Origin of the sequence: Sinorhizobium sp. 6-70 (assembly GCF_030124375.1) — a bacterium.
Taxonomy (GTDB): domain Bacteria; phylum Pseudomonadota; class Alphaproteobacteria; order Rhizobiales; family Rhizobiaceae; genus Sinorhizobium.
On record NZ_JASKLS010000008.1, the window covers coordinates 169,088 to 195,444 of the forward strand.

Below are 26,357 nucleotides of genomic sequence, written 5' to 3' on the forward strand. Positions count from 1 at the left end.
CGGCGCTGTAGAGTGCACATGATTTTGCCGGCAAGCTCTTGCCTTGCCGGCATCGATTGTCCAACGTCCCGTCAAACTGACGGGAGACGGGCATGGCAAACAAGACGATCGACCACGCGATCACGGCAGGGTCACTGACGGCGGCGGCGTCCGATCCCACCCATGCCGGCATCCTTTCCTTCATGCGCAGGAAATACACCAAGCAGCTAAAGGGGGTCGACACCGTCGTCTGGGGCATTCCGTTCGACGCGGCAACCTCCAACCGTCCTGGCGCCCGCTTCGGACCGCAGGCGATCCGTCGCGCCTCCGCGATCTTCGACAACGATCCGCAATATCCGTTCGAGCGCGATCTCTTCGCCGACATGGCGACGATCGACTATGGCGATTGCCTGCTCGACTACGGCAATCATGCCAAGACGCCCGCGACGATCGAGCGCGAGGCGGCAAAGATCCTGAAATCCGGCGCCTATATGCTAACGCTCGGTGGCGACCATTTCGTCACCTATCCCATCCTCAAGGCTCACGCCGCCCTGCATGGCCCCCTCGCCCTCGTTCAGTTCGACGCCCATCAGGATACATGGCCCGACGAGAGGGGTCGCATCGACCACGGCTCATTCGTCGGCCGCGCCGCGCGCGAGGGGTTGATCGACGTCGAGCGTTCGATCCAGATCGGCATCAGGACACACGCCCCCGAGGATTGCGGCATCAGGATCGTCTATGGCTACGAGGTCGAGGATATGCGCGCCGAGGAAATCGCCGACACGATCGTCCGGCATGTCGGCAGCCAGCCCGCCTATCTAACCTTCGATATCGACTGCCTCGACCCGGCCTATGCGCCCGGCACCGGCACGCCGGTGGCCGGCGGTCCGTCCAGCGCCAAAATCCTTTCGGTGCTGCGCAAGCTCGGTGCTCTTCACATCGCCGGCAGCGACGTCGTTGAGGTGGCGCCTGCTTACGACCACGCCGACATGACCGCCATTGCTGGCTCGACCATCGCCATGTATATGCTGGGCTTGCGCGCCGAATGGCTCGCGGAAAGGCGCGGCTAATTCGCAGCGGCCGCTAAGAAAATGATTCAATTCTATGCCAGACTGAATCCGGAAATCTCCGCAACCGTCTGCAGGAACAGGTAAATCATGAAACCGAAGATCTTCATCGATGGCGAACACGGCACCACCGGGCTGCAGATCCGCACCCGCATGGCAGGTCGTACGGATGTCGAATTGCTGTCGATCCCGGAAGCGGAACGGCGCAACGCCGCGATGCGCGAGGACCTGCTCAACGGTGCCGACATCGCCATACTCTGCCTGCCGGACGACGCGTCGCGCGAAGCCGTATCGATGGTCGCGGGCAACAATCGCGTACGCATCATCGACACGTCGACCGCCCATCGTGTCGCGCCCGACTGGGCCTATGGCTTCGCCGAGATGGACAAGGCGCAGCCAGAAAAGATCCGCGAAGCGCGCCATGTTGCCAACCCCGGCTGCTACCCGACGGGCGCCATCGCCCTGATCCGGCCGCTACGTCAGGCGGGTATCCTGCCGGACGGCTATCCGGTCACCGTCAATGCGGTTTCCGGCTATACCGGTGGCGGCAAGCAGATGATCGCGCAGATGGAGGACGAGAAGAACCCGGACCACATCAGCGCGCCGCATTTCCTCTACGGCCTGACGCTCAAGCATAAGCACGTCCCGGAAATGAAGATGCACGGCCTGCTCGAACGCGCCCCGATCTTCTCGCCATCCGTCGGCAGATTCCCGCAGGGCATGATCGTGCAGGTGCCGCTGTATCTCGATGACCTTGCCGCCGGCGCGACGCTTGAAAGCATCCATGCCGCGCTCGTCGGGCACTATGCCGGCCAATCGATCGTCGAGGTTGCCCCGCTTGCCGAAAGCGCGCAGCTCGCCCGCATCGACGCGACGGAGTTCGCAGGTAAGGACACGATGAAGATTTTTGTCTTCGGAGCGAGTGGCGGAACCCATGTGAACCTCGTCGCCCTGCTCGACAATCTCGGCAAGGGCGCGTCAGGTGCCGCAGTCCAGAACATGGACCTGATGCTTTCGGCCTGAATGAGGCCGTAAAGACAATGCCCCCGACAGTCGCCTGCCGGGGGCTTTTCTTATCGACATTGCTCGGATGGTTAGTCGCGGAGCTCGATCGCCGTCGATTTCGGGTATTCGCCGACGAAGCCGCGCCAATGCGCGATGGCGAAGCCGAGCACGACCAGTGCACCCGCCTGGTGCAGTACGCCCCAGCCGATTGGCACCTCGAGCACAAGCGTCGTGATGCCGATCATCGCCTGGACCGTCACCAGGGCGAACAGGACCACAGATCGTCGCGCATGCGTCGTTTCCGGCGCCGCCCGCAATGAAGCAAGCATGTGCGCCAGCGCCAGTGCGAACAGCAGATAGGCGCCGGCACGGTGGAGGAATTGCACGGTCTTCGGATTCTCGAAGAGATTGATCCAGGCGGGTTGCTGCACGAACAGCCCGCCCGGGATGATCGCGCCGTCCATCAGCGGCCAGGTATTGTAGGTGAAACCTGCATCGAGACCGGCCACCAACGCGCCCAGGTAGATCTGAAACAGGCTCATGACAGCCAGGATAGCCGCCAACGATCGCGAGCGTTTCGTCGGCGCGGCGTCGCCCGAATGCGGGCAAAGACCGCGCAGGATCCACATGCAGCCAGCAAAGATCAGGCAGGCGATGACGAGGTGCGTGGCAAGCCGGTACTGGCTGACCTCGGTGCGTTCGACGAGGCCGGAGGAGACCATCCACCAGCCGATGAAGCCCTGGAAGCCACCGAGCGCCAAGATGCCGATAAGCGGCCACCTGAGGCGTCGCTCGATCCGACCCGTTACCCAGAAAAAGAAAAGCGGCAGGGCGAAGATCACGCCGATGGTGCGCGCCAACAACCGATGTGCCCATTCCCACCAGAAGATCGTCTTGAACTCCTCGACGGTCATGCCCCTGTTGAGCTGTTCGTACTGCGGAATGCGCTGATAGAGGCGGAACTCCTCTTCCCATTCCTCGGCGGAAAGCGGCGGTATGACGCCATGAATGGGCTTCCATTCCGTGATCGAAAGACCGGATTCGGTCAACCTCGTCGCACCGCCGACGAGCACCAAGGCGAACAGAGCGAAGAGAACGACCGCGAGCCAGCCGCGGATCTGCCGGCGGTTGCGCTCTGTCCTGCCGATCTCCCTCAGGAGCGTCTGTTCTGTTGCCAACTCGACGTGGGCCATGGCTTTCCTCATTTCTCGCCGGGACGCGGCCGTGCCTGCCGCAAGGTTCCCGAAAGCCGTTGATTTGCACCAGAGTGCCGTGCAAAACAAGGCCGAAGCCTTTGCGGCATGCCGTCGCGGCTACTGCGTGTTTCCTTAAATCGTAGTCAATTTAGGGAATTCAAAGTGCTACAGCATCTTTGGCGCGCCTGATAAGACGCGTGGCGCTGTAGTGAAGCGCAGCCATCCGAAGGAAATGAAATGCCCGTACGCCTCAGAAAACTGATCGGCACAATCCTCATCATCATCCTCGTCATCGTTTATGCGCTGGCGGCCATCACCTTCGCTTCGCTGCTGCTCGGCGCATCGCCGTGGTGGGTGCATCTCATCTATTTCTTCCTGACGGGCCTGTTGTGGATCCTCCCCGCGATGCTGATCATCAAGTGGATGGAAAAGCCGGCCAAGAACCGTTGATTGCCGAGGCGCAAGATGAGGATCGCGGTCATTTCCGATATTCACGGCAACGACCTCGCGCTGGAGGCCGTTCTTGCCGACATCGCCGCGCAGGGGATCGCGGAGATCGTCAATCTCGGCGATCATCTGAGCGGCCCGCTCAACGCCGCGAGAACCGCCAACATCCTGACCAAGCGCAACATGCCTGCGATCCGCGGCAATCACGACCGTTATCTTCTGACGCTCGATCCCGCCCGCATGGGGCCTTCCGACCGTGCCGCGCACGACGAGCTTGAACCGTCTCACCTTGCGTGGCTCGCGGATATGCCTGAAACGCTCGTCTATCGAGATGCGCTTTTCCTTTGTCACGGCACGCCGCGCAGCGATGAAACCTACTGGCTGGAAACGCTGACGGCCGATGGCGTAGTCCACATGGCGGGACGCGACATAATCGAGAGCTTCGCCGCGGACATCGACTATCCCGTCATCCTTTGCGGCCATACGCACATTCCGCGGGCCATCCGGCTCGCCGACGGCCGCCTCGTCGTCAATCCCGGCAGCGTCGGCTGCCCCGGCTACGACGATGACAAGCCCGTTCCCCACAGGGTCGAAACCGGTTCGCCGGACGCGCGCTATGCCATCGTCGAACGCACTGCCGGCGACTGGAATGTCACCTTCCGTTGCGTGCGCTACGATCATATGGCGATATCGCGCCTCGCTGCGCGTCGCAATCGTCCCGAATGGGCAAAGGCGCTTGCAACCGGCTTCCTCGACTGAGCTTACTGCGCGTGTTCCAACGCGTGCAGGTCCGCGCCGGTGATTGCGGCAATGTTTCGCGTCACCTTGTCGACCGGCGTGCGGAACACGCGCTCACTGGCGTGCGCTTCATGCTTTGCTAACCGCATTCTCCTGTCGCCCGCGTAATAGGCGCCAGTCCGCTCGAAATTAAGCCGAATGTAGCGACATCTACGCTTAATGGATGCACGGCCCCGCTTCCGAACGGTAGATGAAATGACGAATGCCTGTTTTACTTTGACGTCGTTGGACGATCCGCTGCCGAGTGATCGCGTCCCGACCCAGTGTTCAAAAGCACAAGACACCGAAAAGATAACGGTCTCCATCCACACCGACATGGCCGCGCTCGAAGCGGAGTGGCGCGTTCTGGATGAGAATGGCCAGAACTCGCTACACCAGAGCTTCGACTGGTGCGCCGCATGGCGGACAACGCATGAGAGCCAGACGCTGTTCGTTCGCGTTGCGCGCGGCCGGCAAATGCTCTTTATCCTGCCGCTCGAAATCGACCGCGGGCTCCTCTTCCGCACGGCGCGGCTGATCGGTTCCGATCACAGCAATCTCAACACCGGTTTGTTTACCGATGAGGATGCAACGCCGCCTACGGAACTCGCGCGCGTGCTGACCTGCGGACTCAAACGCCAGTTGCGAGGGATCGCCGATATCGTCACCCTCGACAAGACGCCGGAAACCTGGCGCGGGAAGGCCCACCCGCTTGCCGCCCTGCCCGCCTTGCAGAACGCCGACTCCTCGTTCCAATTGCCGCTCCTCGGGAATATCGAACGCACGCTGGCGCAGCTCAACGCAAAACGGCGACGCAAGAAGATGCGGATATCGGAGCGGCGTCTCGCCGCCCTTGGCGGCTATGACTACGTGGTCGCCCGCGAGACATCGGAAGCGCACGCGCTTCTCGAAACCTTCTTCCAGCAGAAGGCGGCTCGCTTCGAGGCACACGGCTTGCCGGACGTGTTTCAGGATGCCGAAACACGCGCCTTCTTTCGCCAGCTCGCGCAACGCGGTCAAGCGGCGGACGGCCGGTTGCTGGAGCTAAACGCAATTCGCCTCAAGGGCGAGCATGAAGGCCGGATCCTTGCGGTCGCCGGCCTTTCGCGCAAGGGCGACCATGTCATCTGCCAGTTTGGCTCGATTGACGAGGAAATTGCAGCCGACAGCAGCCCGGGAGAATTGTTGTTTTACAGGACAATCGAGCGGCTGTGCTCCGAAGGAGTGGCGCTCTTCGATTTCGGGATCGGTGACCAGCCCTACAAACGCTCGTGGTGCACAATCGAAACCCCGTTGCGGGACATCGTCGTGCCCGTTACGCTCCGCGGACATTTGGCCGCCAATCTTCATCGCGGCGCGATGCTGGCCAAGCGCATGATAAAGGCCAACAAAGCATCCTACGCGTTCGTCCAGCGGCTGCGCCAGCAGCGTCAATCACCACTGGAGCCGGCGGCTGCGGCGGAGGAGCATTGAGCGTTTGAAGCGCGCGCGTGCGCTTCAGGCCGCGTGGCGATCCGGAAAGTCGGGGTCGCTTTCGCGCTGTCCGGTCATCAGCACGATGTTGCGGTATCCGGCCTCGCCGAAGTCTGTGAGCAGTTCCACAATCCGCTCATCGCTGACGGACGAAGCCGACAATATGATTTCCGTGCCCTCTCGCCGGGCAATTCTGGATACGGCGCCGGCGTCAGCCGCGCCACACTCGACCAGGACCAGGTCATAGGCATTGGTGAGCGCATCGATGATCATCTGCAGTCGCTCGATGCCACGCATTGCTGTCCGCGGGTCGGAATTTCCCCGGGGGACGAGATGCGCCTCCGAGAAGCGGTCCGCGTGTATCGATTCGCCGAAGGCGACTTCCCCCGAGAGCAGGTTCGTTATTCCCGGCAGCGCCGACGACTGTACCATCAGCCGCGTCGGGCAAGCCGAGCCGGAAAGATCGATGAGAACGACTTTCTGCCCGTCCTCCGCCAGGAGCCGCGCCAGCATGACAGTCGCGGTCGACCCTTCGTCACCGCCCGGCGATACCGAGACGGCGATACGGACGTTCTGGTCGAGAAGGTGGGCGGCAACGAACTCGATCGAAAAGTCGCTTTCCGCCGTCTTCGTGTCCTCAGCAGGCTCAACGTCCTTTTCGACCGCCCCGATGTCCCCGAGCACGAGAATCGACTCCGCAGACTCCGGTTCCGTCGGAACGGCGGGCAATTGTTCCGAAGCGTCCGGTTCCGCAACAGAAACGGGCCTGAGCGCCCGTCCGCTGAAGAGCTCGCCGAGCATGATGACGACACAACTGATCAGGAAGGCGGCGAGCGCCGCGACCACTGTGATCGGCATTACCTTCGGGAAGTCTGGGGTGCTTGGTACGACCGCGTTCGAGATCACGCGCGCATCTGCCGGCACTGCGTTCGCAACGGTGCGCGATGTCGCCTCTCTATATCGGGCGAGATAGGTTTCGAGAAGCTGACGCTGCGCGGTTGCTTCGCGCTCCAGTGCGCGCAGTCCGACCTCCTCCTCTCCCGCCTGCGCGGATTGCGCCTTGAGCGTGTTGAGGCGCTGCAGCAACTGTTCTTCGCGCAACTGCCCGACCTTTGCTTCGTTCTCCAGGCTGACGAGCACCTTGCGGGTCTCGGTGCGAATCTGCTGCCTGATGCCTTCAAGCTGCGACTTCAGTGCCTTGAGACGCGGGTGGCCGTCGAGCAATGACGTCGACAGGTCCGCAATCTGCGCCCGGACGTTGGCTTCGTTTTCCTTCAACCGCTGGATCATTTGAGAGCCGACGACGTCCGTCAGTGTGTCTGGCGCACGGCCGTCGGCGACCGCCGTCCGCACGCCCTTCGCGCGCGCCTCGGCATTGGCTCGCTCTCCGCGCACGCGGGCGAGCTCACTCGAAATATCCGTGAGCTCGCGCGTGGCGAAGTTTTCCGTCTGACCGGTCGGCAACAGGCCGGACGAGGCACGGTAGGCCGCAACTTTCGCTTCTGCCTCACGCACCTTCTCGCGAAGGTTGGCGATCTCCGGTTCCAGCCAGCGGCTTGCCTCCGAATTCGAATCGAGTTTCGCGCCGCTTTGCAGGGATAAGTAGACTTTTGCCATCTCATCAGGGATGGCCGCCGCGAGCTTGGGGTCTTTCGAGGTGAAGGCGATGGCGATCACCCGCGACCTTTCGACCTGATAGACCTGCAGCTTGGAGTCGAACTCCTTCAGCACCCGCTCTTCTGGCGGCAAGTCGAGAGGGTTCTTCTTGAGGCCGAGCATCACCAGAAGATCGGAAAGCGCCGAGGGTTCGGCCGAAGGATCGAACTCCTTGCGTTCATGCAGCTTCATGTTGCGCGCGACCTGTTTGATCAGATCGGCGGAGCGCAGCACTTGCACCTGACTTGAAATACCCGATTCATCGAAAACCCGGTCGGATCCCGTCGGCGCAAGCTGGTTCGTTCCGCTGAACTCCGGTTCACGCGACTCGATCAGCAGTCGCGTTTCGCTCTGATACTGAGGAGCGATCATCGTCGCTGTGGCGAAAGCCGCAGCCGCGACGCACGCCGTGGCGAGCAAAACCCGGGCTCGCCGCTTCCAGACGGCGCGGAAGAGGCCGCCGAGATCTATATCCACATCCTGCTGCCCGCTGCCGATGCTCGACATGCCCCAACTCCGAAGGTTCCTCAGTCGGCAGGAAGGTAAAAGAACATGGTAACACAAGGGTTAATTTCCAGCACAACCCTAAGGTGGCGCGCTCCTTGCCGACGCCATATCAAAATTCCTGGGGCGAGTTTACCGGCTATTAACCCTAACGGATCGATAACGTCGTCACAGGTGATCGTTTCCGGAGCCCGAGACCCGCATGTCGACCGCAGGCAAAAAGACAGCACGCGCTATCGCATTGGCGATATTGTCGGCACTGGTCGGCGGCTGCACTAGCTACCAGCCGGCTCCCAAAGCCTTCAGCGAGGCCACCATCCAGCCCTACAGGCTGGACAGCGGCGACCGCCTTCGCATCAACGTCTTCGAACAGGCCGGCCTTACTGGCACCTATACCGTCGATCAGGCCGGTTATGTCGCCTTCCCGCTGATCGGCGCGGTACCGTCGCGCGGCCATACGCTGCCGGAGCTTGAGGGCATGATCGCCGCAAAGCTGCGCGAGGGCTTTCTCCGGGATCCGGACGTCACGATCGAAGTGGACCGCTATCGCTCGGTGTTCATCATGGGCGAAGTGGGCCAGGCGGGCCAATACAGCTACGTTCCCGGCATGACGGTCCAGAATGCGATCGCGGTGGCCGGCGGCTTCTCGCCGCGTGCGAACCAGTCGAACGCCGACATCACCCGCAAGATCAACGGCCGGATCATTACCGGCCGCGTGCCGATTTCCGATCCGGTCATGGCCGGCGACACGATCTATGTCCGCGAACGGTTGTTCTGACATCCATGCAGAGCGAACGTCCACTGCGCATCCTTCATTGCTTCAGGTCGCCGGTCGGCGGCATATTCCGGCACGTGCGCGATCTTGCCGAAGCCCACGCCAATGCCGGGCACGAGGTTGGAATTCTGTGTGACAGCACGACCGGCGGCGCCCATGAGGACGCCCTGTTCGATGCGATCCGCCCCTATCTGGCGCTCGGCATCGTTCGCCTGCCCATTCACCGCGCCATCGGACCGTCCGATATTTTTGCACTTTGGCGCAGCTACAAGGAAATCAGAAGTTTGCAACCGGATGTGCTGCATGGGCACGGCGCCAAAGGCGGCGTCCTTGCGCGCATCATCGGTTCAGCCTTGCGGGTCAACAAGTATCGCGTAGCCCGCCTCTATTCGCCCCATGGCGGCAGCCTCCACTACGATTCAAGATCGTTGAAAGGTCGGGCGATTTTCCGTCTCGAGCGCCTGCAGGAGCGCCTCACCGACGCTCTCGTCTTCGTCTGCGATTACGAACGCCAAACCTATTTCTCGAAGGTCGGCCGGCCGCCGGGTCGCAACGAACTGATTTACAACGGCATCGACGACCGCGAATTCGACCCCGTCCCGGTTGCGCCAGATGCAGTGGATTTCCTCTATATCGGCATGATGCGGGACCTCAAGGGTCCCGACCTGTTTGTAGAGAGTTTTGCCGCGGCGGAGCGGATCGCCGGGCGGCCTCTCTCCGCCCTGATGATCGGCGACGGGCCGCAACAGCAGCAATACGCAGAGATGAAACTGCGCAAGGGACTGGGGCGGCGCATCAAGATGCTTCCGGCCATGAAGGCGCGGGAAGCCTTCGCCCTTGCGCGCACGGTCGTCATCCCGTCGCGCGCGGAAGCGATGCCCTACATCGTGCTTGAGGCGCTTGCCGCCGGTAAGCCCGTCATCGCGACACGGGTTGGCGGGATTCCGGAGGTTTTCGGCGCCGACAGCGGCGCTCTTGCCGAACCTAAGGTCGATTCGCTCGCCCAGATCATGGCTGCCACGATTGTCGAGCACGACTGGCCCGAAAGAATGATGCCGGATCCGCAGGCGTTCAAATCCCGCTTCGCCGCGTCGGTCATGACAAAGAGCGTGATGCGGCTATATCGCGATCTGGCAGGCGATGCGGCTCGCGCACGAGGACAGTTGCTTACAACGTAAGCGTTTCTTAGTGGCTTTCTGCTATCCGGGCGCAGGGACTTCAGCGCCAGGAAGAGACCATGAACCACTACGAGAGGCCCGAGGTATTCAATCCGGAAACGCTTCGCAAGAAGATCTCCGAGATTCGCACGGCCGCCCCCGACGAGACGATCGGCGAGAAAGGCGCCACGGAGCTTAATCCGCTGGCGCGACAGATCGCGCTTCAGTTTCGCGCCGACACCTATTCGCCGGCCATGATCACCGGCCTGATCCGGCTGCTCGATTTCTGCGTTCTCTTCGCCATCGGCTATGGCATCAACGCGTATTATGTCCAGCCGGCTGTCGAACAGCTGCCCGTCTATCTTGCAATTCTCGCCGGCGGCTCGGCACTCGCCGTCGCGGCCATCCAGGTCGCCGATGGCTATCAGGTGCCGGCGCTCAGAGCATGGCTGCGAATGTCGCCGCGCGTTCTGGGCGCCTGGGCGACAGCCTTCGGCGCGATTGCGCTCGCGCTCTTCTTTCTGAAATCCGGGCATCAGTATTCCCGCGTCTGGATCGCGGCTTGGTTCATCGGCGGTGCGGTCTTCCTTATCGCCCAACGCGCCTTCATCGCCTATTCGATCCGCCATTGGTCGCGCAACGGGACGATGGAGCGTCGTGCGGTCATCGTCGGCGGCGGTCAGGCGGCCAAGGACCTGATCCGCACGATCGAACATCAGCCGGACAATGACATCCGCATCTGTGGCATCTTCGACGATCGCGACGAGCGGCGATCACCAAACATGATCGCCGGCTACCCGAAATTGGGGACCGTCAACGAACTCGTCGAATTCGCCCGGCTCGCGAGGATCGACATGCTGATCATCTCGCTGCCGCTGACTGCGGAAAAACGTATTCTCGAACTGTTGAGGAAGCTCTGGATCCTCCCGGTCGACATCCGCCTGGCGGCACACGCCAACAACCTGCGCTTCCGTCCGCGCAGCTATTCCCATGTCGGACAGGTTCCGATGCTCGACATCTTCGACAAGCCGATCGCCGATTGGGATTCCGTGGCGAAGCGCTGTTTCGACATTTTTTTCAGCGTCGTCGCGCTCCTTCTCCTATGGCCGGTGATGCTTGCCGCCGCTGTCGCCGTCAAGATCACGTCGCCAGGGCCGATCATCTTCAAGCAGGCCCGACACGGCTTCAACAACGAGACGATCGAGGTTTACAAGTTCCGCTCGATGTATGCGCACATGAGCGATCCGACCGCTCGCAGCGCCGTCACCAAGGGAGACCCGCGGGTGACCCCTGTCGGCCGCTTCCTGCGTAAGTCTTCAATCGACGAGCTGCCGCAGATCTTCAACGTGTTGAAGGGCGAACTCTCGCTGGTCGGCCCGCGCCCCCACGCCGTTCTGGCACAAACGCGCAACCGAACCTATTCCGATGTCGTCGAGGGCTATTTCGCCCGCCATCGCGTCAAGCCCGGGGTAACGGGCTGGGCACAAATCAACGGCTGGCGTGGCGAGATCGACAATGATGAAAAGATCCGATTCCGCACCGCTTTCGATCTCTACTACATCGAGAACTGGTCACTGCTCTTCGATCTGAAGATCCTTGTGCTCACGCCATTCCGGTTGCTCAACACGGATAACGCCTATTGATCTCCGCGAGCGCATCCCCGCCGAGCGTTCTCCGCCCCCAGCTTGCCGCGGTTTCGCTGGTCGGTTCCGGCCTGGTCACGGTCGCGGTTTTTCTTTCGGGCTTCGTCATCGACGAGCCCGCGCCTTACGAGCTCTTCATGGCGTGCCTCATCGGCCTGTGGGCACTCTTCGGGCTGAAGATTTCCCGCTATGTGGCGCCGTTGCTGTCTCTGCTCGTGCTGTTCATGGTGGGCGGCATGCTGTCGCTGACCGTGATGGCGGACCTTGCCACCGGGCCGATGTATATGGCCGTCTCCGGCTTCCTCGCGCTCTCGGCGGTCTTCTTCGCGGCGATCATCGAAGATCGGCACCAAAGACTGCGGCTGATCTTCAATGCCTGGGTTGCTGCCGCGGTCATCACGGCGCTCCTCGGTATTCTCGGCTATTTCGGCGCAATACCGGGAGGCGCCAACTTCACGCTCTACGACCGCGCGAAGGGAGCGTTCCAGGACCCGAACGTTTTCGGCCCCTTCCTCGCCGCGCCGGCGCTCTATCTCATTCATGGCCTCCTCACCCAGCCGATCCGCCAGGCGCCGGCGAAGATCGTTGGACTTCTCATCCTGACGCTCGGCGTTTTTCTCTCGTTTTCGCGAGCGGCCTGGGCGCTCAATCTCTTCTGCGTCGTCGCCTTTGTCTTCGTCATGCTGCTGAAGGAGCGAAGCGGCCTCTTCCGCCTGCGCATACTGGTGCTCGCGCTCTGCGGCGCGCTCTTCATCGTCACCGCACTCGCAGCCGCCCTGCAGTCCGAGCAGGTCGCAACCCTTTTCTCAAGCCGTTCCCAGCTTGTTCAGGAGTATGATGGCGGACATCTCGGCCGGTTCGACCGGCACCGGATCGGCTTTCTCATGTCGATGGAAAAACCGCTCGGCATCGGCCCTCTGGTTTTCAGCACCATCTTCCCGGAGGACGAGCACAATATCTGGCTGAAGTGCCTGACGTCCTACGGCTGGATCGGCTTGATCGCCTACGTGACGCTGATCGCATGGACGCTTTCACTGGGCTTCCGCTTCCTCCTGCTCGACCGGCCATGGCAACCGTACCTGATGATTGCGTGGGTGACACTGATCGGCCATGCTGGTGTCGGCAACGTCATCGATACGGATCATTGGCGTCATTTCTACATGCTGCTTGGCATCGTCTGGGGATGTGCCGCGCTCGAATATCGCTTTCAAAGGCGCGCCCGCGCCGGAAGGCACATATGACCATCGACACGCCCGCAACCGACGGATCGTCGGCCCGTCCGCTGCGCCTTCTCGAAGTGCTGGAGCCAAGCGGAGGCGGGTCCGGCCGGCATTTCCTCGACATTTGCCGCGGCATGCAGGCGCGCGGCCATCACGTCGAGGCGATCTATTCGCCGGTGCGAGCGGAAGACGGCTTCGTCCGCGAGCTCAAGGCAATCGACTTGCCCGCCGTCCATGCGGTCGACATGGAGCGTGCGCCTGGACCGTCCGATCTGTCGGCTTTTCGCGCCATTCGGCGCATCAGCCGAACCGCGGGGCCGTTCGACATCGTCCACGGCCACAGTTCCAAGGCGGGCGCCCTCACGCGCCTGCGGCTGCCCGGGCGCCATGCGCCGCGCGTCTATACCCCGCATGCCTTCCGGACGATGGACCCGGCGCTTGATCGAGCGGGGCGCTTGATCTACGGCGCCATCGAGTGGGCCTTGGCGTGGTTTTTTACCGATCACCTCATCACGGTTTCCGATGACGAGCGCGCGCATGCATTGTCGCTCGGCATGCCCGAACGACGAATGTCCGTGATCGTCAACGGCGTTTCGCCCCCCTCACCCGACATGGCGAAGACGGTTCGAGCGAGCTTCGGGATTCCCGCAGACGCCTTCGTCTTCGGCTTCATTGGCCGTCTTTCCAGCCAGAAGGCGCCGGAGCGGCTCATTGACGCATTCAAAGGCGCGGCATCATCGGTCAAGAACAGCTATCTCGTGATGGTCGGTGCCGGCGAACTGGAGGAGGAGCTTCGCCGCACGATCGCGGCAAGCGGGTTGCAAAGCCGCATTCACCTAACCTCCGCCTTTACCGGTTCCCAGGCTGTGGCCGCATTCGATCTCGTCGTCATGCCAAGCCGCTACGAAGCGATGTCCTATGTCATGCTGGAGGCCGCCGCCGCGGGCAGGCCGATCATCATCGCCGATGTCGGCGGCGCCCGAACCGTCATCCACAACGGCGAGAACGGCTTCATCATTCCCAACAGCGACGATGTTTCGCAGCTCACGAAGACAATGATCGCGGCTGCAAGCCCGGAAAGCTATCCCGCGCTCCTCAAGGCGGCCGAGGTCCACAAGGATCGTTTCACGCTCGACGTGATGCTTGACCGGACGGAAGAACTCTACCGACGTTTGGCGGCGCGCCAGCGCCGCTGAGCGACCATCTATCCACAAAACGGACACGCCGGCGCCGCGCGTCTTATCAGACGCGCAAAGGAGCTGAATTGCTGAAGCGGGATTGCCGGTTGTCGTCGAGAGGCGTCGGATGCTGTACGCCTCGCCCATCAGGGAGGCCCCGCATCCGACGTTATTTGGCCTATTGTTCCGCCTGCCGCTCTTCCTGCTGCTGTTTCTGCTGCAGAAGGATCTCTTCCGCCGGCGTCGACTGTTCGGCCTTGGTGACGCTCGCCGTGGTCATCTCTTCGTCTACAGAAGCAGTGGTCTTGGAATGGCCGATGCACTCGGCGGAAGCCACTGTTGTCGAGAAAGCGAGGGCGGCTGCAAATACGAGGATGGTCTTCATAAGGCTTCTCCTTGTTGTTGCAGGCGCAGTCTATCCGCCGCCGCGGCCCCGACCAAATCACAAAACCGTTCTCTGGTTCGGTTGTGATCGGCGCCGTGGAAATGCGTTTCGCAGCGCCACGAAAAGGAAGCCAGCGAGAAGCGGGGAAGCACCAGCTCCCAGCCGGTACCGCAAGCCTGCCTGTCGCCCGACGCAGGATTTTTCTCACGGACTTAGGGAGTTTTGCTTGGCCTGATGGCGTTTTACCGTCAACGACGCCGTTGCCGGACGGTCATCGCGAAGGGAGTTGCCAAGGGATTAAATGGTCGGAGCGACTGGACTTGAACCAGCGACCCCTTGACCCCCAGTCAAGTGCGCTACCGGGCTGCGCTACGCTCCGAACCGAGAAAATCCCTATATTCTCAACGCTGGGAGCGCAAGCCCGAAATTCGATGTCGACAGGAAAAACGAACCGCCCGCGTGCATATGTCGGACGAACCTTCATGCAACAGGCGCCCCGCAACCTCTCCATCGCCCACGCCAATGCAGTGCGACGAAGTTTGCCGACGGGCACTTACGGGATCGAGGCCGGGCGGCAGCTGACCGGACCCACGGGGAACAAAACCCTGCTCGGTGCCGTTCGGTCCATGCCGGCCGAGAGCCGCCGTGCATTCGTTGGCGGCGGGCGACGCTCCAGAAAGGAAGAAAGCCAAACGACGGGAAGATACAGATGTCTCGGAAAGTAAACGAAGATAAGCTTCAGAAACTGGCGCTGCTGCTTGGTCAAACCGTCGCCGCCTTGCGTGTGAATGAAATGATAATGTGCCGCCTTCTCGAATGGGCCGCTTCACAGAGCCATGACCCACGAGGGTTCGTCCGCGACGCGGTGGAGACTACCAGGAACGACCTGCAGAAGGCGGGCCAGGCAGACGGCAGGATGCTAACAGTCTTGGCGGCCCACGAGGCGCTGGAATATCTCGATCAGCTCTCAGCGGCGATGCAAGTCGCGCCGGCGGCAAAGCCTCAGGCAGGGGCGAACGGTCTTGCCTTCCTTGAGCATGTTCATTTCCCGGCGTTTGCCTTCACTCCGGATCGACTTGCGAACGGCACTTCCAAGCCGCGCAGAGCAAAATAGCGCTGCACCGGTAGCCACCAATCACACTCATCAATAGATGCCTTGAAAGCGGTGTCACCGCACCTGGTCGAGCAGCCGCTTGCATTCCAGGAGATCGTAAAGCGCCTCCTGCAACAACGCCCGGTCTTCCTTGCTTACGGAAGCCTTGCCGATCGATACCTCCGCGTCGTCGCCACTACCGCCGCCGAAGGAGAAAAACCGCCGGCCCGCCGGAGCCTTCGCGCGGCCGACGATCTGGTCCTCGTCGGCGACACCGACCTTCGGCGGTTGCGGCTCCTCGTTGCTGGAAGCTGCAAGTGCTTCGACAGTTGCTAGATCGCCGCTTGCGATCGCCGCGACGAACTTGTTGCCGTTGGCCTTCAGGAGCTTTTGCACGCCCTTGATCGTGTAGCCGTGATCATAGAGGAGGTGGCGAATGCCCTTGAGGAGATCGACGTCCTCCGGGCGATAATACCGCCGACCGCCGCCCCGCTTCATCGGCTTGATCTGCTGGAATCGTGTCTCCCAGAAACGCAGAACGTGTTGCGGCAGATCGAGCTCGTCTGCGACCTCGCTGATTGTGCGGAAGGCGTCCGGGCTTTTGTCCATATCATCCCCATTTACAGATCACGCGGCTTGTCAGCACCGCAATGGACGGATCACCGCGCGATGATCGCACGAGTCGCGCCCATTTCAATGGGTTATGGACAGGTTTTCAACCACATTTGTGGTTTCGAGCAGGGGATCACGACGCCGGAGCGGCCGGCCTCTGCTTGGCCTTGCGGCTCAAATGCGCCTTCAGCACGCGCTGTTTCAATACGTTGGACGCCTTGAAGGTCATCACCCGGCGCGGTGAAATCGGAACTTCCTCGCCGGTTTTCGGATTGCGCCCGATGCGCTCATTCTTGTCGCGCACCTGGAACGTCGCAAAGGAGGACAGTTTCACGCTCTCGCCACGCACGATTGCGTTGCATATTTCATCAATGACCGTTTCCACGAGTTCGGCCGACTCTGTACGAGATAGGCCCACCTTGCGAAAGACCGACTCAGCCAAGTCCGCCCGTGTTACTGTTTTTCCGCTCATCTTCCCCCACCGATGTCTGGCATGCCGATCAGCGAAGGAAGACTATTGCCCTTGCCTTTTGCGGTCAAGCGCCTGCGGTGCTTCATTATTTTCTTTACCACCGGATGAGAACGGAACCCCAGGTGAAGCCGCCGCCCATCGCCTCGAGCATCACGAGGTCGCCTTTCTTTATCCGCCCGTCGGCGGCCGCGTTATCAAGCGCGAGCGGAATGGAGGCGGCCGAGGTATTGCCGTGGACGTCGACCGTCACCACAACCTTATCGAGCGGGATGCCCAGCTTCTTTGCAGAGCCATCGATGATGCGTCGGTTGGCCTGGTGCGGAACCAGCCAGTCGACGTCGTCTGCCGTCGTTCCCGTTGCCTCGAAAGCCGCCTCGATCACGTCCGTGATCATGCCGACGGCATGCTTGAACACCTCACGGCCTTCCATCCTGAGATGGCCCACGGTGCCCGTGGTCGATGGGCCGCCGTCGACGTAAAGCTTGTCGCCATGAATGCCGTCTGAGCGCAGTTGTGCCGTGAGCACGCCGCGGTCGGCATTCGTGCCTGCTCCCTCCTGGGCTTCAAGGACGATCGCGCCGGCGCCGTCGCCGAAGAGGACACAAGTTGTGCGATCGGACCAGTCGAGGATGCGCGAGAACGTCTCCGCCCCAATCACCAGGGCCCGCTTGGCGAGTCCGCCGCGGATATAGGCATCCGCCGTCGCCACCGCATAGACGAAGCCGGAACAGACCGCCTGCAGATCGAAGGCCGCGCCGTGCCGCATGCCGAGGCGGTTCTGGATGTTAACCGCCGTCGCCGGAAACGTGTTGTCCGGAGTCGATGTGGCAACGATGATCAGGTCCAGGTCGTCGGCCGTCAGATCGGCCCGCGCAAGCGCGGCGCGCGCGGCACTTTCTCCGAGTGATGCCGTCGTTTCGCCCTCACTGGCGATGTAACGCTGGCGAATCCCGGTCCGCTGCACGATCCATTCGTCGGACGTGTCGACCTTCGATTCCATTTCCTTGTTGGTCATCACTCGCTTCGGCAGCGCTGCCCCGAAGCCGCGAACGACGGAACGGATCATTTACTCAAAACCTCATCATTCATGCCGGCGGGAGGGGTTCAGACGGCTGTGCGCCGTGATATTTCGCCAGGTCGCTTTCTATTTTGGCCTTGAGGCCGTTCTTTACCATGTCGTAGCCGACATCGATTGCGGCCGCGAAACCCTCGGCGTCGGTGCCACCATGGCTCTTGATGACGACGCCATTGAGGCCGAGGAACACGCCGCCGTTGACCTTCCGCGGGTCCATCTTTTCACGCAACCGGTCGAAGGCGCCCTTTGCGAACACGTAACCGATCTTCGCGAGCAATGTGCGCGACATCGCCGCGCGCAGATATTCGGCAATCTGGCGCGCCGTTCCTTCGGCCGCCTTCAAGGCGATATTGCCAGAGAAGCCTTCGGTGACAACGACATCGACGGTTCCGCGGCCAATATCGTCGCCTTCAACGAAACCGTAATAGTCAATGCCCTCGATGTTGGCCTCGCGGATGAGCCGTCCGGCCTCCTTGACCTCTTCCTGGCCTTTGATTTCTTCCACGCCGACATTGAGCAAGCCGACCGAAGGATGCTCGACCTCGAACAGTGCGCGAGCCATCGCGCCGCCCATCAAGGCGAAATCCATGAGCTGCTGCGCGTCCGCGCCGATCGTCGCGCCGACGTCGAGGACGATGCTTTCCCCTTTGAGCGTCGGCCAGATGGCGGCAATCGCAGGGCGCTGGATCCCCTGCATGGTTCTGAGACAGAAGACGGACATCGCCATCAGCGCGCCTGTATTGCCTGCGGAAACGACCACATCCGCCTCGCCGGCATTGATCGCGTCGATCGCCTTCCACATGCTCGATTTGCCACGCCCACGCCGGAGCGCCTGGCTAGGCTTTTCGTCCATGGCGACGGCGATTTCGCAATCGTTGAAAGTGCTCGCTGCATTCAGCTTCGGATACTTGGCCAGAAGCTCGGCGCATCGCGCTTCCTGACCGAACAAGACGAATCTTATGTCCGGGTGACGTTCGAGCGCTCTTGCTGCGCCCGGGATGACGACTTCAGGACCATAGTCGCCCCCCATCACGTCAAGTGAAATTCTGACCACGCGTGTCTTATCCTTTTTCCTGCCCACGCAAACGCGTCTCGCCCTGCGCATCACTTTTCACGCGGGGCGATCCTTGTTCCTTCTGACGCTTGAGCCAACATGCGACGTCACGGCGCACCGGCCCCATCGGCTGGAGTCGGGCCAAAATACTGCTTTTCGTCTGCGTGACAACCGAATTGTAAGCGCGGCTTGCGCCGTTTCAATCCTTTTTCCAGTCCTTCAGCGCGGCAAACGGGTTCGGCCGCTTGTCATCCTCCGCAGAGCTTTCGATGCGCTCACCGAAGACCGCACCTTCCTTGCGCGGATAGGGATCGATGGCGAGGGCGACATGTTCGCTGACCACGACCCCCGCATCGATGGTATCGCCGGCAAAGGTGTCGGGAATGTCCGGACCATCCGGATCGAGTACCATCTCGCCACCGTCGTTGTGCGCCTGGCGTGCAAGCCGCGATCCTTCCGGCACGAAAATCGCCTCGACGGGCTCGTTTATCTCCGCCTCGACCGGTTCGAGCGTCACCACGCAGGACTGGACAACGCGGGCAGCGACATCTCCCTTGATCTTCACTCCGTCCTTCTTCCAGCGCGCGATCTGGAGGTCGGCGGCAAGCGAGAGTACTTCTTCGACATTCCAGAGCTTGGCAAGCGCCCGGCGCTCGGCCTCGCTCGCCGAAAGATGGACGCTGACCGCGTTTGCCGAGATGTGTCCCACCTTCACCGGGTAGGAGAACGCCGGTTTGCTATCGTCTCTCATGACAAGATCCTTCCTCGCGGCATCGGATCTCCATGCCGCGCATACAGCCGCCGAGCGCGATCTTCGGGCGGCATCGCTATCGGCCTATTACGCTCCTGCTGGCGGCATGCGCAACTGGCCCGCTTCGACCACCTCTTCCGGGGTCTCGGACAGGACCGCTTCGGTGGCCAGCAGATAGGCGGCCAGTCCGTCCATCGACGGCCCTTCGTGGGCATCGGGATGGAAGTTGCGGCGGAGCGCGGCGGCCAGGGCCTCTCCGTCCCTTTGCTCGAGCGCGGCGGCATAGGACTCGAGGCGGCCGTAGAACATGCCGGCGAACTTCTTCATCTTCTTCGGCACGCCCACGTCACCGACGCCGAGTTCGCGGATCGAGTGGTCGACGTCTTCGAAAAAGGCATCGACGATTTCCTGCGCGATCTCCTGTCCGGTGCGCGCGGAGGCGCGTGTCCGCCGAAAATAGAGAATCAGGATTGCCGACAACATCTCGAAGCGGCCCATGACCGTGTCAGGGACAGCAAGGTCGGTGTACAGAAACGGCTGGCGTGCGGCGGCGGTCAGCAACGCATACTGGCGCTCCACAATCGCAATATTGCCGCTTTTTCTTTTGAACAGTCCAAAAATCATCACAAAGCCCAGCTCTGGCTTTCTCGAAATGTGGGCGGCGCCCACGACGTTATTGCATGATAGCCGAAGCTGGTTTACCGAAGCAGGCACGAAATGCAATGGCGGATCTGCCATCGTTACTCCAGGGGAACAGTCCTTGTCGAAGCGGTATTTGATATCAAACCTGAATGTTCTAAGCCGTGCCGTGCTCGTGGCTTCCCTTTGCACAACCACGCTTGCCGCCTGCACGACGGCGAATATGGGCGAGGTCCTCCATCAAGGCTATGTCGTTGACCAGGAAACGCTGAACCTTGTCCCGGTCGGATCGAGCCGCGAGCAGGTGCTGCTCTCTCTGGGCACGCCGTCGACGACCGCCACCTTCGACAACGAGGTCTTCTATTACATCTCGCAGACGCGCAAGCGGCCGGTCGCCTTCATGAAGCCGAAGCTCATCGACCAATCGATCCTTGCCGTCTACTTCGACAAGGAAGGCGTCGTCAGCCAGCTCGCACATTATACGATGAAGGACGGTAAGGTCTTCGACATGCTGTCACGCACGACGCCGACCGGCGGCAAGGAAACGAGCTTCCTCGGCCAGCTCCTGAGCGGCCCGGGCGCCGGACAGGCAGCGGCGCGAAACCTCTTCAAGGACTTTGGCAAGGATCCATAAGTCGCAGCATGCAAAAGGGCCCGCGAACAAGGTTCGCGGGCCCTTTTTGTTTTGCAGGAGCCTTTGTCAGGCTAGGACGGCCAGCAACAGCAGCGCCACGATATTGGTGATCTTGATCGCCGGGTTGACGGCGGGGCCAGCCGTATCCTTGTAGGGATCGCCGACGGTGTCGCCTGTGACCGAAGCCTTGTGGGCATCGGAACCCTTCATGTGGCGCGTGCCATTCTTGTCGACGAAACCGTCTTCGAAGCTCTTCTTGGCATTGTCCCATGCCCCGCCCCCGGACGTCATCGATATGGCGACGAAAAGCCCGTTGACGATAACGCCGAGGAGCGACGCCCCGAGCGCGGCAAAGGCCGAGGCCTTCGAGCCGGAAAGCAGTAGCACCCCGAAATAGACGACGATCGGCGCCAGCACCGGCAGCAGCGAAGGCACGATCATTTCCCGGATTGCCGCCTTGGTCAGCATGTCGACGGCGCGGCCGTAGTCGGGCCGATCCTTGCCTTCCATGATGCCCGGCTTCTCCTTGAACTGGCGGCGCACTTCCTCGACGACAGCGCCGCCTGCACGGCCGACGGCCGTCATGGCGATGCCGCCGAAAAGATAAGGAATGAGGCCACCGAAGATCAGGCCGGCGACGACATAGGGATTGGACAGGTCAAACGAGATCGCACCCACATCGGCGAAATAGGGATGTTTGTCGCCATTGGCGGCGAAGTAGGTGAGGTCGTTCGAATAGGCCGCGAAAAGCACGAGAGCGCCGAGGCCCGCGGAACCGATCGCATAGCCCTTGGTCACGGCCTTGGTCGTGTTGCCGACGGCATCGAGCGCGTCGGTCGACTTACGCACTTCCGGCGGCAAATGCGACATCTCGGCGATACCACCGGCGTTGTCGGTAACCGGACCAAAAGCATCGAGTGCCACGATCATGCCAGCGAGACCGAGCATGGCAGTGACTGCAATAGCGGTACCGAAGAGGCCGGCGAGTTGGTAGGTGGCGATGATGCCGCCGACGATGACGATCGCCGGCAAAGCGGTCGACTCGAGCGAGACGGCAAGTCCCTGGATCACGTTGGTGCCATGACCAGTAACGGAGGCCTGCGCGATCGAATTCACCGGCCGCTTGTTGGTGCCGGTGTAGTATTCGGTGATCACGACGATCAGTGCTGTGACGACGAGGCCCAGGATGCCGCAGATGAACAGGCCCCAGCCGGTGACGTCTTTGCCGGCGACCGTCCCGATCGAGCCCCAGCCGATCGTCAGTGAGGTCGCGGCGCCAAGACCGATGATCGAGAGCGCGCCGGTGACGATCAGCCCCCGATAGAGCGCCCCCATGATCGAGCCGTTGGCACCGAGCTTGACGAAGAAGGTACCGATGATCGAGGTGATGATGCAAGCCGCGCAGATCGCCAGCGGATAGATCATCACAGTAGCGAGCAGCGGAGTACCGGCGAAAAAGATCGATGCCAGCACCATGGTCGCCACGACCGAAACCGCGTAGGTTTCGAAAAGGTCCGCGGCCATCCCCGCGCAGTCGCCGACATTGTCTCCGACATTGTCCGCGATGGTCGCCGGGTTGCGCGGATCGTCTTCCGGAATGCCCGCTTCCACCTTGCCGACGAGATCGCCACCGACATCGGCTCCCTTGGTGAAGATGCCGCCGCCGAGGCGGGCGAAGATCGAGATCAGCGATGCTCCGAAGCCGAGCGCCACAAGCGCATCGATAACCTCACGCGAAGCCGGGTCGTGCCCGAAGCCCGCTGTCAGGATGAGGTAGTAGACCGAGACGCCGAGCAGGGCCAGGCCGGCCACCAACAGGCCGGTGATTGCGCCCGATTTGAAGGCGATATCGAGACCGGAGGCAAGGCTGACCGATGCCGCCTGGGCCGTGCGAACATTGGCCCTGACCGAGACATGCATGCCGATGAAACCAGCCGCGCCCGACAACACTGCACCGATCAGGAAGCCGATTGCGGCTGCACTCGAGAGAAGAATCCACGCGGCGATGAAAACGACGACACCGACAATGGCAATGGTCCTGTATTGACGTGTGAGGTAGGCCTGCGCCCCCTCCCTGATAAAGCCTGCGATCTCCTGCATGCGGGCGTTCCCCTGATCGGCGGCAAGCACCGACTGCGTTGCCCAGATGGCATAGGCCACCGCGAGCAACCCGCATGCGATAACGCCTAAAAGTAAGGTCATTTCGCATTATCCTCCGTTTCAACCTGCAGGTTCACTCCCTCCCGCAGGCCCCTCATTCCGCGAATCGCGCGCCGCATCCTCAAGCGGCACCCCTCACGGCGCGGCCAGAGTGCGGGCGCGAATGGGGATCGTCAAGCCCCTGAAAATACCGGAGTGATCGCGTTTGGAGGGAGTCGGAAGATTTTGCTGAGCCTCGGCTGCAGTCGGTCAGGCGGCAATGCGCCCGCTCCTCCGCATCAGCATCAGAAGAAGCAAGAGGCAGATGCCGGCAACCGGCCAGACGACGGCGTTGAGCACGTCCCACCCATAGGTGGAAAGCACCTTGCCGGAGGCGAAAGACGCGCTGGCGACCGTCGAAAACAGCACGATATCATGGAACCCCTGAACCTTGTCCGCCTCATGCGGCCGATAGCTCTGCGCAATGATTGCGGTCGCGCCGATGAACGCGAAATTCCAGCCGAGCCCGAGGAGAACGAGTGCACCCCAGAAATTCCAAAGCGCCACTCCCATGTGAGCGATCGCCGCGCAAGCCAGAAGCAGCACAAAGCCGCAGGCCACGATACGCTCCGCGCCGAAGCGGGCGATGAGCCAGCCCGTTGCAAAGCTCGGGCCGAACATCGCAAGCACGTGCCATTGTATTCCCAGCGTCGCGAGGTCGGTCGAAAAACCGCAGCCGACAACCATGGCGACCGGTGCGCCCGTCATCATGAAGGTCATCAGCGCATAGGCGGAAACGCCGCAGATCATACCTGTCAGGAACCGTTGGGTGCCGACAATCTCGCGGAGCGGCCGGACCGGCGCGGCGGCATGCAGATCCGAACCGCCTCTGATATCCGGCAGGCGAAGAGGCACAAAAAAGACAATGGCCGCAAGGCAGACCGGCAGCAAGGCCACGAAGGCACCCGCAAACCATACGGGCGCGAAGTAGTCACCGGCGAAAATGACGATCTGCGGCCCGAGTATCGCCGAGATGATGCCGCCGCCCAATATCCAGGAAATCGCCTTCGGCTTGTAGAAGGAGGGCGATGCGTCTGCCGCCGCGAAGCGAAGCTTTTGCGTGAAGCCGCTGGACGAGCCAAGAACGGCCAAGCCGAAGGTGAACAGCCAGAAGCTCTCACAGAAAAGCGCCGCGGCTGCAACCAGTCCGCCCAAAGCGGCGATAAGGGCGCCGCCGATGAAGGCCGAGCGCCTGCCGACCAGCCGAGACAGCGTCGCCGCAAGTACGACACCGAGCGCCAAACCCACGTTGAATCCGGTAAGCGGTGCGGTTGCCAGCGACTTGTCATCACCGAGAAGCTGGTGGCCGGCGACACCGCCGACCGCGAAGCTGATCGGCCCGACCACCCCGAGCAGCGCCTGCGCAAAGGTCAACAGAAAGACGTTGCGACGCGCCTCGCGGAGAACCGCCCCGATGTCGTCCGCAGTCGCTGCCACCATTTTTGCTATTTCCGCTGGCCGCGGACCTGCTTGGCGATCCGGTCGAGAACAGCGTTGACGAGCTTGGGCTCCTCATCCTCGAAGAAGGCCTTGGCGATCTCGACATATTCGGTGACGATTACCGGAACCGGGACATCCTTGCGCTCGAGCATTTCGAAGGTGCCGGCGCGCAGGATCGCGCGGACGGTGGAATCGAGCCGGGACAGCGCCCAATCGTCCTGAAGGGCGGTGCCGATCAGCGGGTCAAGCATGCGCTGGTCGCGCACGACGCCCGACACGATCGAACGGAACCACGAGGCGTCCGCCTTCAGGTATGTCTCTCCGTCGAGTTCCCGACCCAGCCGGTGCTCTTCGTATTCGGCGACGATTTCCAGCACGCCGGTGCCGCCGACATCCATCTGATAAAGCGCCTGGACGGCTGCGAGGCGCGCGGCACCACGCTGGTTGACCTGCTTCAGCGGCTGATCCGAGGGAGTCTTCGTCACTGTTCTGCGCCCAATTTCTTTTTCAGTTCGATCATGGTCAGCGCCGCGCGCGCAGCGAAACCACCCTTGTCGCCTTCCGACCGGCGGGCGCGTGCCCAGGCCTGGTCATCATTCTCAACCGTCAGAATACCGTTGCCGAGCGCAAGGCTTTCGCTGACGGCGAGGTCCATCAGGGCGCGCGAGGATTCGTTCGCAACGATGTCGAAATGGTAGGTCTCGCCGCGGATAACCATGCCGAGCGCGACGAAGCCGTCATATTCGGTGCCGCCCTCGTCGGCGCCGTCGAGCGCCATGGCAATCGCGGCGGGAATTTCCAACGCCCCTGGAACTGTCACAATATCATAAGTCGCGCCGGCTGCATCGAGCGCGTGCTTTGCACCGTCGAGCAAGGCGTCGGCCATATCATCATAGAAGCGCGCTTCCACAATCAAGATGTGGGCGGAGGTCTTCGCCATGGATCACCTGTCTTTGAAAATTTGGGCCGGACCTGACCGGCGCAGGCGGCGGTCAAACCACGCCCGACACAGAATGGCAAGCAAATTCCGCCAGCCGGAGGCCATTTGCCGCGCCGATGCCGCTTGCGGCGTGGACGCGACGGCTTCTCCGCCGCCCGGGTGAGACAGTAACGAGGACGAAGCCCAAGCGGGCGCCGGCACAGTCGGGTCCATGAACTTGCCAAGAGTACAGGTCTGCAGGAACGTATTTGCTTGCAACAGCTTTAATTGCAGCTAAACCTTAGGTGCAGTAGCGTCGATCCTGCAAGGTGGAGCTGTCCTCACTGCTTTTCTTAAATCGCAGCCGGTTTAAGGATAAAAACATGCTGCAAATTCAAAGTGCTACAGCGACCTTTGCGCGTTTGATAAGACGCGCGGCGCTGTAGGTTCGGTGATCGAGATGGCGACGGCGGCGTCGCAAAGATTGGGAGGAGCACGATGACGGAAGCGCGAAAGCCGATCGTCAGCCTGAAGAACCTCAAACTCGAGCACTGGCAGCGTGGCTCGTTTTTCGAGTCGAGCGACGTTTCTTTCGGTGCTCTCCTCGGCCTCAAGGATCTGGGCATCGGCTACGGCGAGGTGCCGCCGGGCAAATCCGGCTGCCCCTTTCACAACCATCATGTGGAGGAAGAGCTGTTCATCGTCCTGGAGGGACAGGGGACCTATCGCTTCGGCAACGAACGCCACGACGTCGGTGCTGGCTGCGCCGGCCGGTGGCCCCGAAACCGCGCATCATCTGATCAACACGGGGACGGCGCCGCTCAAGTACCTTTCCATCTCGACCATGGCGGCCACGGAGATCTGCGAATATCCCGATTCCGGCAAATTCCTGGCAAAGACACGGCGTCCCGGTTCGCCAAACGCGTCATTCCGGTTTATCGGCCGCGCCGCATCCACGACCGACTACTGGGATGGAGAACCGGGCGCCTGATTTAAACTCCCCTGCA

General features: G+C 61.7%; 26 protein-coding genes, 1 tRNA gene and 1 pseudogene. 13 read left to right on the forward strand and 15 right to left on the reverse strand.

Going from position 1 to position 26,357, the window contains the following annotated elements; all coding sequences use genetic code 11:
- The first annotated feature begins 92 nt into the window (after positions 1 to 92).
- Together speB and argC are read left to right on the forward strand one after the other, a co-directional pair.
- Complete coding sequence (gene speB, locus QN222_RS17330) at positions 93 to 1,049, forward strand: agmatinase (protein WP_284005510.1); 957 nt, start codon at positions 93 to 95, stop codon at positions 1,047 to 1,049.
- 87 nt (positions 1,050 to 1,136) lie between these two features.
- Positions 1,137 to 2,069 (forward strand): N-acetyl-gamma-glutamyl-phosphate reductase, encoded by a 933-nt coding sequence (gene argC, locus QN222_RS17335; protein WP_283965157.1) that lies wholly within the window; start codon positions 1,137 to 1,139, stop codon positions 2,067 to 2,069.
- Positions 2,070 to 2,140: 71 nt separating this feature from the next.
- On the opposite strand, the gene QN222_RS17340 is transcribed toward argC, so the two are convergent.
- Positions 2,141 to 3,244 (reverse strand): COX15/CtaA family protein, encoded by a 1,104-nt coding sequence (locus QN222_RS17340; protein WP_283965156.1) that lies wholly within the window; start codon positions 3,242 to 3,244, stop codon positions 2,141 to 2,143.
- Positions 3,245 to 3,484: 240 nt separating this feature from the next.
- On the opposite strand from QN222_RS17340, the gene QN222_RS17345 reads away from it, so the two are divergent.
- Together QN222_RS17345 and QN222_RS17350 are read left to right on the forward strand one after the other, a co-directional pair.
- Positions 3,485 to 3,697 (forward strand): DUF2842 domain-containing protein, encoded by a 213-nt coding sequence (locus tag QN222_RS17345; RefSeq protein WP_283965155.1) that lies wholly within the window; start codon positions 3,485 to 3,487, stop codon positions 3,695 to 3,697.
- A 15-nt stretch (positions 3,698 to 3,712) separates the two neighbouring features.
- On the forward strand, positions 3,713 to 4,453 hold the full coding sequence (locus QN222_RS17350; protein WP_283965154.1) for a metallophosphoesterase: 741 nt from the start codon (positions 3,713 to 3,715) through the stop codon (positions 4,451 to 4,453).
- 2 nt (positions 4,454 to 4,455) lie between these two features.
- Here the strand turns inward: QN222_RS17350 and QN222_RS17355 are convergent, their stop codons facing one another.
- Complete coding sequence (locus QN222_RS17355; protein ID WP_283965153.1) at positions 4,456 to 4,581, reverse strand: hypothetical protein; 126 nt, start codon at positions 4,579 to 4,581, stop codon at positions 4,456 to 4,458.
- A gap of 226 nt (positions 4,582 to 4,807) precedes the next feature.
- Between QN222_RS17355 and QN222_RS17360 the strand changes: the two genes are divergently transcribed.
- Positions 4,808 to 5,944 carry a GNAT family N-acetyltransferase gene (locus QN222_RS17360; protein WP_283965159.1) on the forward strand — a complete coding sequence of 379 codons (1,137 nt, stop codon included), beginning with the start codon at positions 4,808 to 4,810 and terminating at the stop codon, positions 5,942 to 5,944.
- 24 nt (positions 5,945 to 5,968) lie between these two features.
- Here the strand turns inward: QN222_RS17360 and QN222_RS17365 are convergent, their stop codons facing one another.
- Complete coding sequence (locus tag QN222_RS17365) at positions 5,969 to 8,107, reverse strand: exopolysaccharide transport family protein (protein WP_283965152.1); 2,139 nt, start codon at positions 8,105 to 8,107, stop codon at positions 5,969 to 5,971.
- A 199-nt stretch (positions 8,108 to 8,306) separates the two neighbouring features.
- Here QN222_RS17365 and QN222_RS17370 point away from each other — a divergent pair, with 199 nt between their 5' ends.
- From QN222_RS17370 to QN222_RS17390, 5 genes are read left to right on the forward strand one after another with little or no spacing between them, the layout of a single operon-like run.
- Positions 8,307 to 8,882 carry a polysaccharide biosynthesis/export family protein gene (locus QN222_RS17370; RefSeq protein WP_283965151.1) on the forward strand — a complete coding sequence of 192 codons (576 nt, stop codon included), beginning with the start codon at positions 8,307 to 8,309 and terminating at the stop codon, positions 8,880 to 8,882.
- Positions 8,883 to 8,887: 5 nt separating this feature from the next.
- Positions 8,888 to 10,057 (forward strand): glycosyltransferase family 4 protein, encoded by a 1,170-nt coding sequence (locus QN222_RS17375; protein WP_283965150.1) that lies wholly within the window; start codon positions 8,888 to 8,890, stop codon positions 10,055 to 10,057.
- Positions 10,058 to 10,116: 59 nt separating this feature from the next.
- Positions 10,117 to 11,679, forward strand: a complete 1,563-nt coding sequence (locus QN222_RS17380) for an undecaprenyl-phosphate glucose phosphotransferase (RefSeq protein WP_283965149.1) — start codon at positions 10,117 to 10,119, stop codon at positions 11,677 to 11,679.
- Positions 11,676 to 12,920 carry an O-antigen ligase family protein gene (locus QN222_RS17385; protein WP_283965148.1) on the forward strand — a complete coding sequence of 415 codons (1,245 nt, stop codon included), beginning with the start codon at positions 11,676 to 11,678 and terminating at the stop codon, positions 12,918 to 12,920. The genes QN222_RS17380 and QN222_RS17385 overlap by 4 nt, the downstream gene beginning before the upstream one ends.
- Positions 12,917 to 14,095, forward strand: coding sequence for a glycosyltransferase family 4 protein (locus QN222_RS17390; protein WP_283965147.1), 1,179 nt, complete (start codon positions 12,917 to 12,919; stop codon positions 14,093 to 14,095). Before QN222_RS17385 ends, QN222_RS17390 begins: the two co-directional genes overlap by 4 nt.
- Positions 14,096 to 14,255: 160 nt before the next feature.
- On the opposite strand, the gene QN222_RS17395 is transcribed toward QN222_RS17390, so the two are convergent.
- Both QN222_RS17395 and QN222_RS17400 read right to left on the reverse strand, forming a co-directional pair.
- Positions 14,256 to 14,462, reverse strand: a complete 207-nt coding sequence (locus QN222_RS17395; protein ID WP_283965146.1) for a hypothetical protein — start codon at positions 14,460 to 14,462, stop codon at positions 14,256 to 14,258.
- Between the two features lie 302 nt (positions 14,463 to 14,764).
- A tRNA-Pro gene (locus tag QN222_RS17400) sits at positions 14,765 to 14,841 on the reverse strand.
- Between the two features lie 330 nt (positions 14,842 to 15,171).
- Here QN222_RS17400 and QN222_RS17405 point away from each other — a divergent pair.
- Positions 15,172 to 15,576: a hypothetical protein gene (locus QN222_RS17405; protein ID WP_283965145.1), complete on the forward strand. Its 405-nt coding sequence runs from the start codon at positions 15,172 to 15,174 to the stop codon at positions 15,574 to 15,576.
- Between the two features lie 54 nt (positions 15,577 to 15,630).
- On the opposite strand, the gene QN222_RS17410 is transcribed toward QN222_RS17405, so the two are convergent.
- The 6 genes from QN222_RS17410 to QN222_RS17435 form a co-directional block, all read right to left on the reverse strand.
- Positions 15,631 to 16,164 carry a MerR family transcriptional regulator gene (locus QN222_RS17410; RefSeq protein WP_283965144.1) on the reverse strand — a complete coding sequence of 178 codons (534 nt, stop codon included), beginning with the start codon at positions 16,162 to 16,164 and terminating at the stop codon, positions 15,631 to 15,633.
- A 136-nt stretch (positions 16,165 to 16,300) separates the two neighbouring features.
- On the reverse strand, positions 16,301 to 16,639 hold the full coding sequence (locus tag QN222_RS17415) for an integration host factor subunit alpha (protein WP_180940716.1): 339 nt from the start codon (positions 16,637 to 16,639) through the stop codon (positions 16,301 to 16,303).
- Positions 16,640 to 16,733: 94 nt separating this feature from the next.
- Positions 16,734 to 17,705, reverse strand: coding sequence for a beta-ketoacyl-ACP synthase III (locus QN222_RS17420; RefSeq protein WP_284005511.1), 972 nt, complete (start codon positions 17,703 to 17,705; stop codon positions 16,734 to 16,736).
- Positions 17,706 to 17,724: 19 nt separating this feature from the next.
- Positions 17,725 to 18,768 (reverse strand): phosphate acyltransferase PlsX, encoded by a 1,044-nt coding sequence (gene plsX, locus QN222_RS17425; RefSeq protein ID WP_283965842.1) that lies wholly within the window; start codon positions 18,766 to 18,768, stop codon positions 17,725 to 17,727.
- A 199-nt stretch (positions 18,769 to 18,967) separates the two neighbouring features.
- Positions 18,968 to 19,519: a DUF177 domain-containing protein gene (locus QN222_RS17430; RefSeq protein ID WP_283965841.1), complete on the reverse strand. Its 552-nt coding sequence runs from the start codon at positions 19,517 to 19,519 to the stop codon at positions 18,968 to 18,970.
- Positions 19,520 to 19,606: 87 nt separating this feature from the next.
- Positions 19,607 to 20,143 (reverse strand): ubiquinol-cytochrome C chaperone family protein, encoded by a 537-nt coding sequence (locus QN222_RS17435; RefSeq protein ID WP_283965843.1) that lies wholly within the window; start codon positions 20,141 to 20,143, stop codon positions 19,607 to 19,609.
- 136 nt (positions 20,144 to 20,279) lie between these two features.
- Between QN222_RS17435 and QN222_RS17440 the strand changes: the two genes are divergently transcribed.
- Positions 20,280 to 20,792, forward strand: coding sequence for an outer membrane protein assembly factor BamE (locus tag QN222_RS17440; protein WP_283965840.1), 513 nt, complete (start codon positions 20,280 to 20,282; stop codon positions 20,790 to 20,792).
- A gap of 66 nt (positions 20,793 to 20,858) precedes the next feature.
- Here QN222_RS17440 and QN222_RS17445 read toward each other — a convergent pair whose 3' ends face one another.
- The 4 genes from QN222_RS17445 to ribH form a co-directional block, all read right to left on the reverse strand.
- Positions 20,859 to 22,994, reverse strand: a complete 2,136-nt coding sequence (locus tag QN222_RS17445; protein ID WP_283965839.1) for a sodium-translocating pyrophosphatase — start codon at positions 22,992 to 22,994, stop codon at positions 20,859 to 20,861.
- Between the two features lie 207 nt (positions 22,995 to 23,201).
- Positions 23,202 to 24,431: an MFS transporter gene (locus QN222_RS17450; protein ID WP_284005512.1), complete on the reverse strand. Its 1,230-nt coding sequence runs from the start codon at positions 24,429 to 24,431 to the stop codon at positions 23,202 to 23,204.
- Between the two features lie 5 nt (positions 24,432 to 24,436).
- A complete protein-coding gene (gene nusB, locus QN222_RS17455) occupies positions 24,437 to 24,916 on the reverse strand; it encodes a transcription antitermination factor NusB (RefSeq protein WP_284005513.1) in 480 nt (159 codons plus the stop codon).
- On the reverse strand, positions 24,913 to 25,371 hold the full coding sequence (gene ribH / locus QN222_RS17460) for a 6,7-dimethyl-8-ribityllumazine synthase (RefSeq protein ID WP_180940703.1): 459 nt from the start codon (positions 25,369 to 25,371) through the stop codon (positions 24,913 to 24,915). The genes nusB and ribH overlap by 4 nt, the downstream gene beginning before the upstream one ends.
- 477 nt (positions 25,372 to 25,848) lie before the next feature.
- Here ribH and QN222_RS17465 point away from each other — a divergent pair.
- Positions 25,849 to 26,341, forward strand: a pseudogene (locus tag QN222_RS17465) (cupin domain-containing protein).
- Positions 26,342 to 26,357: the final 16 nt, after the last annotated feature.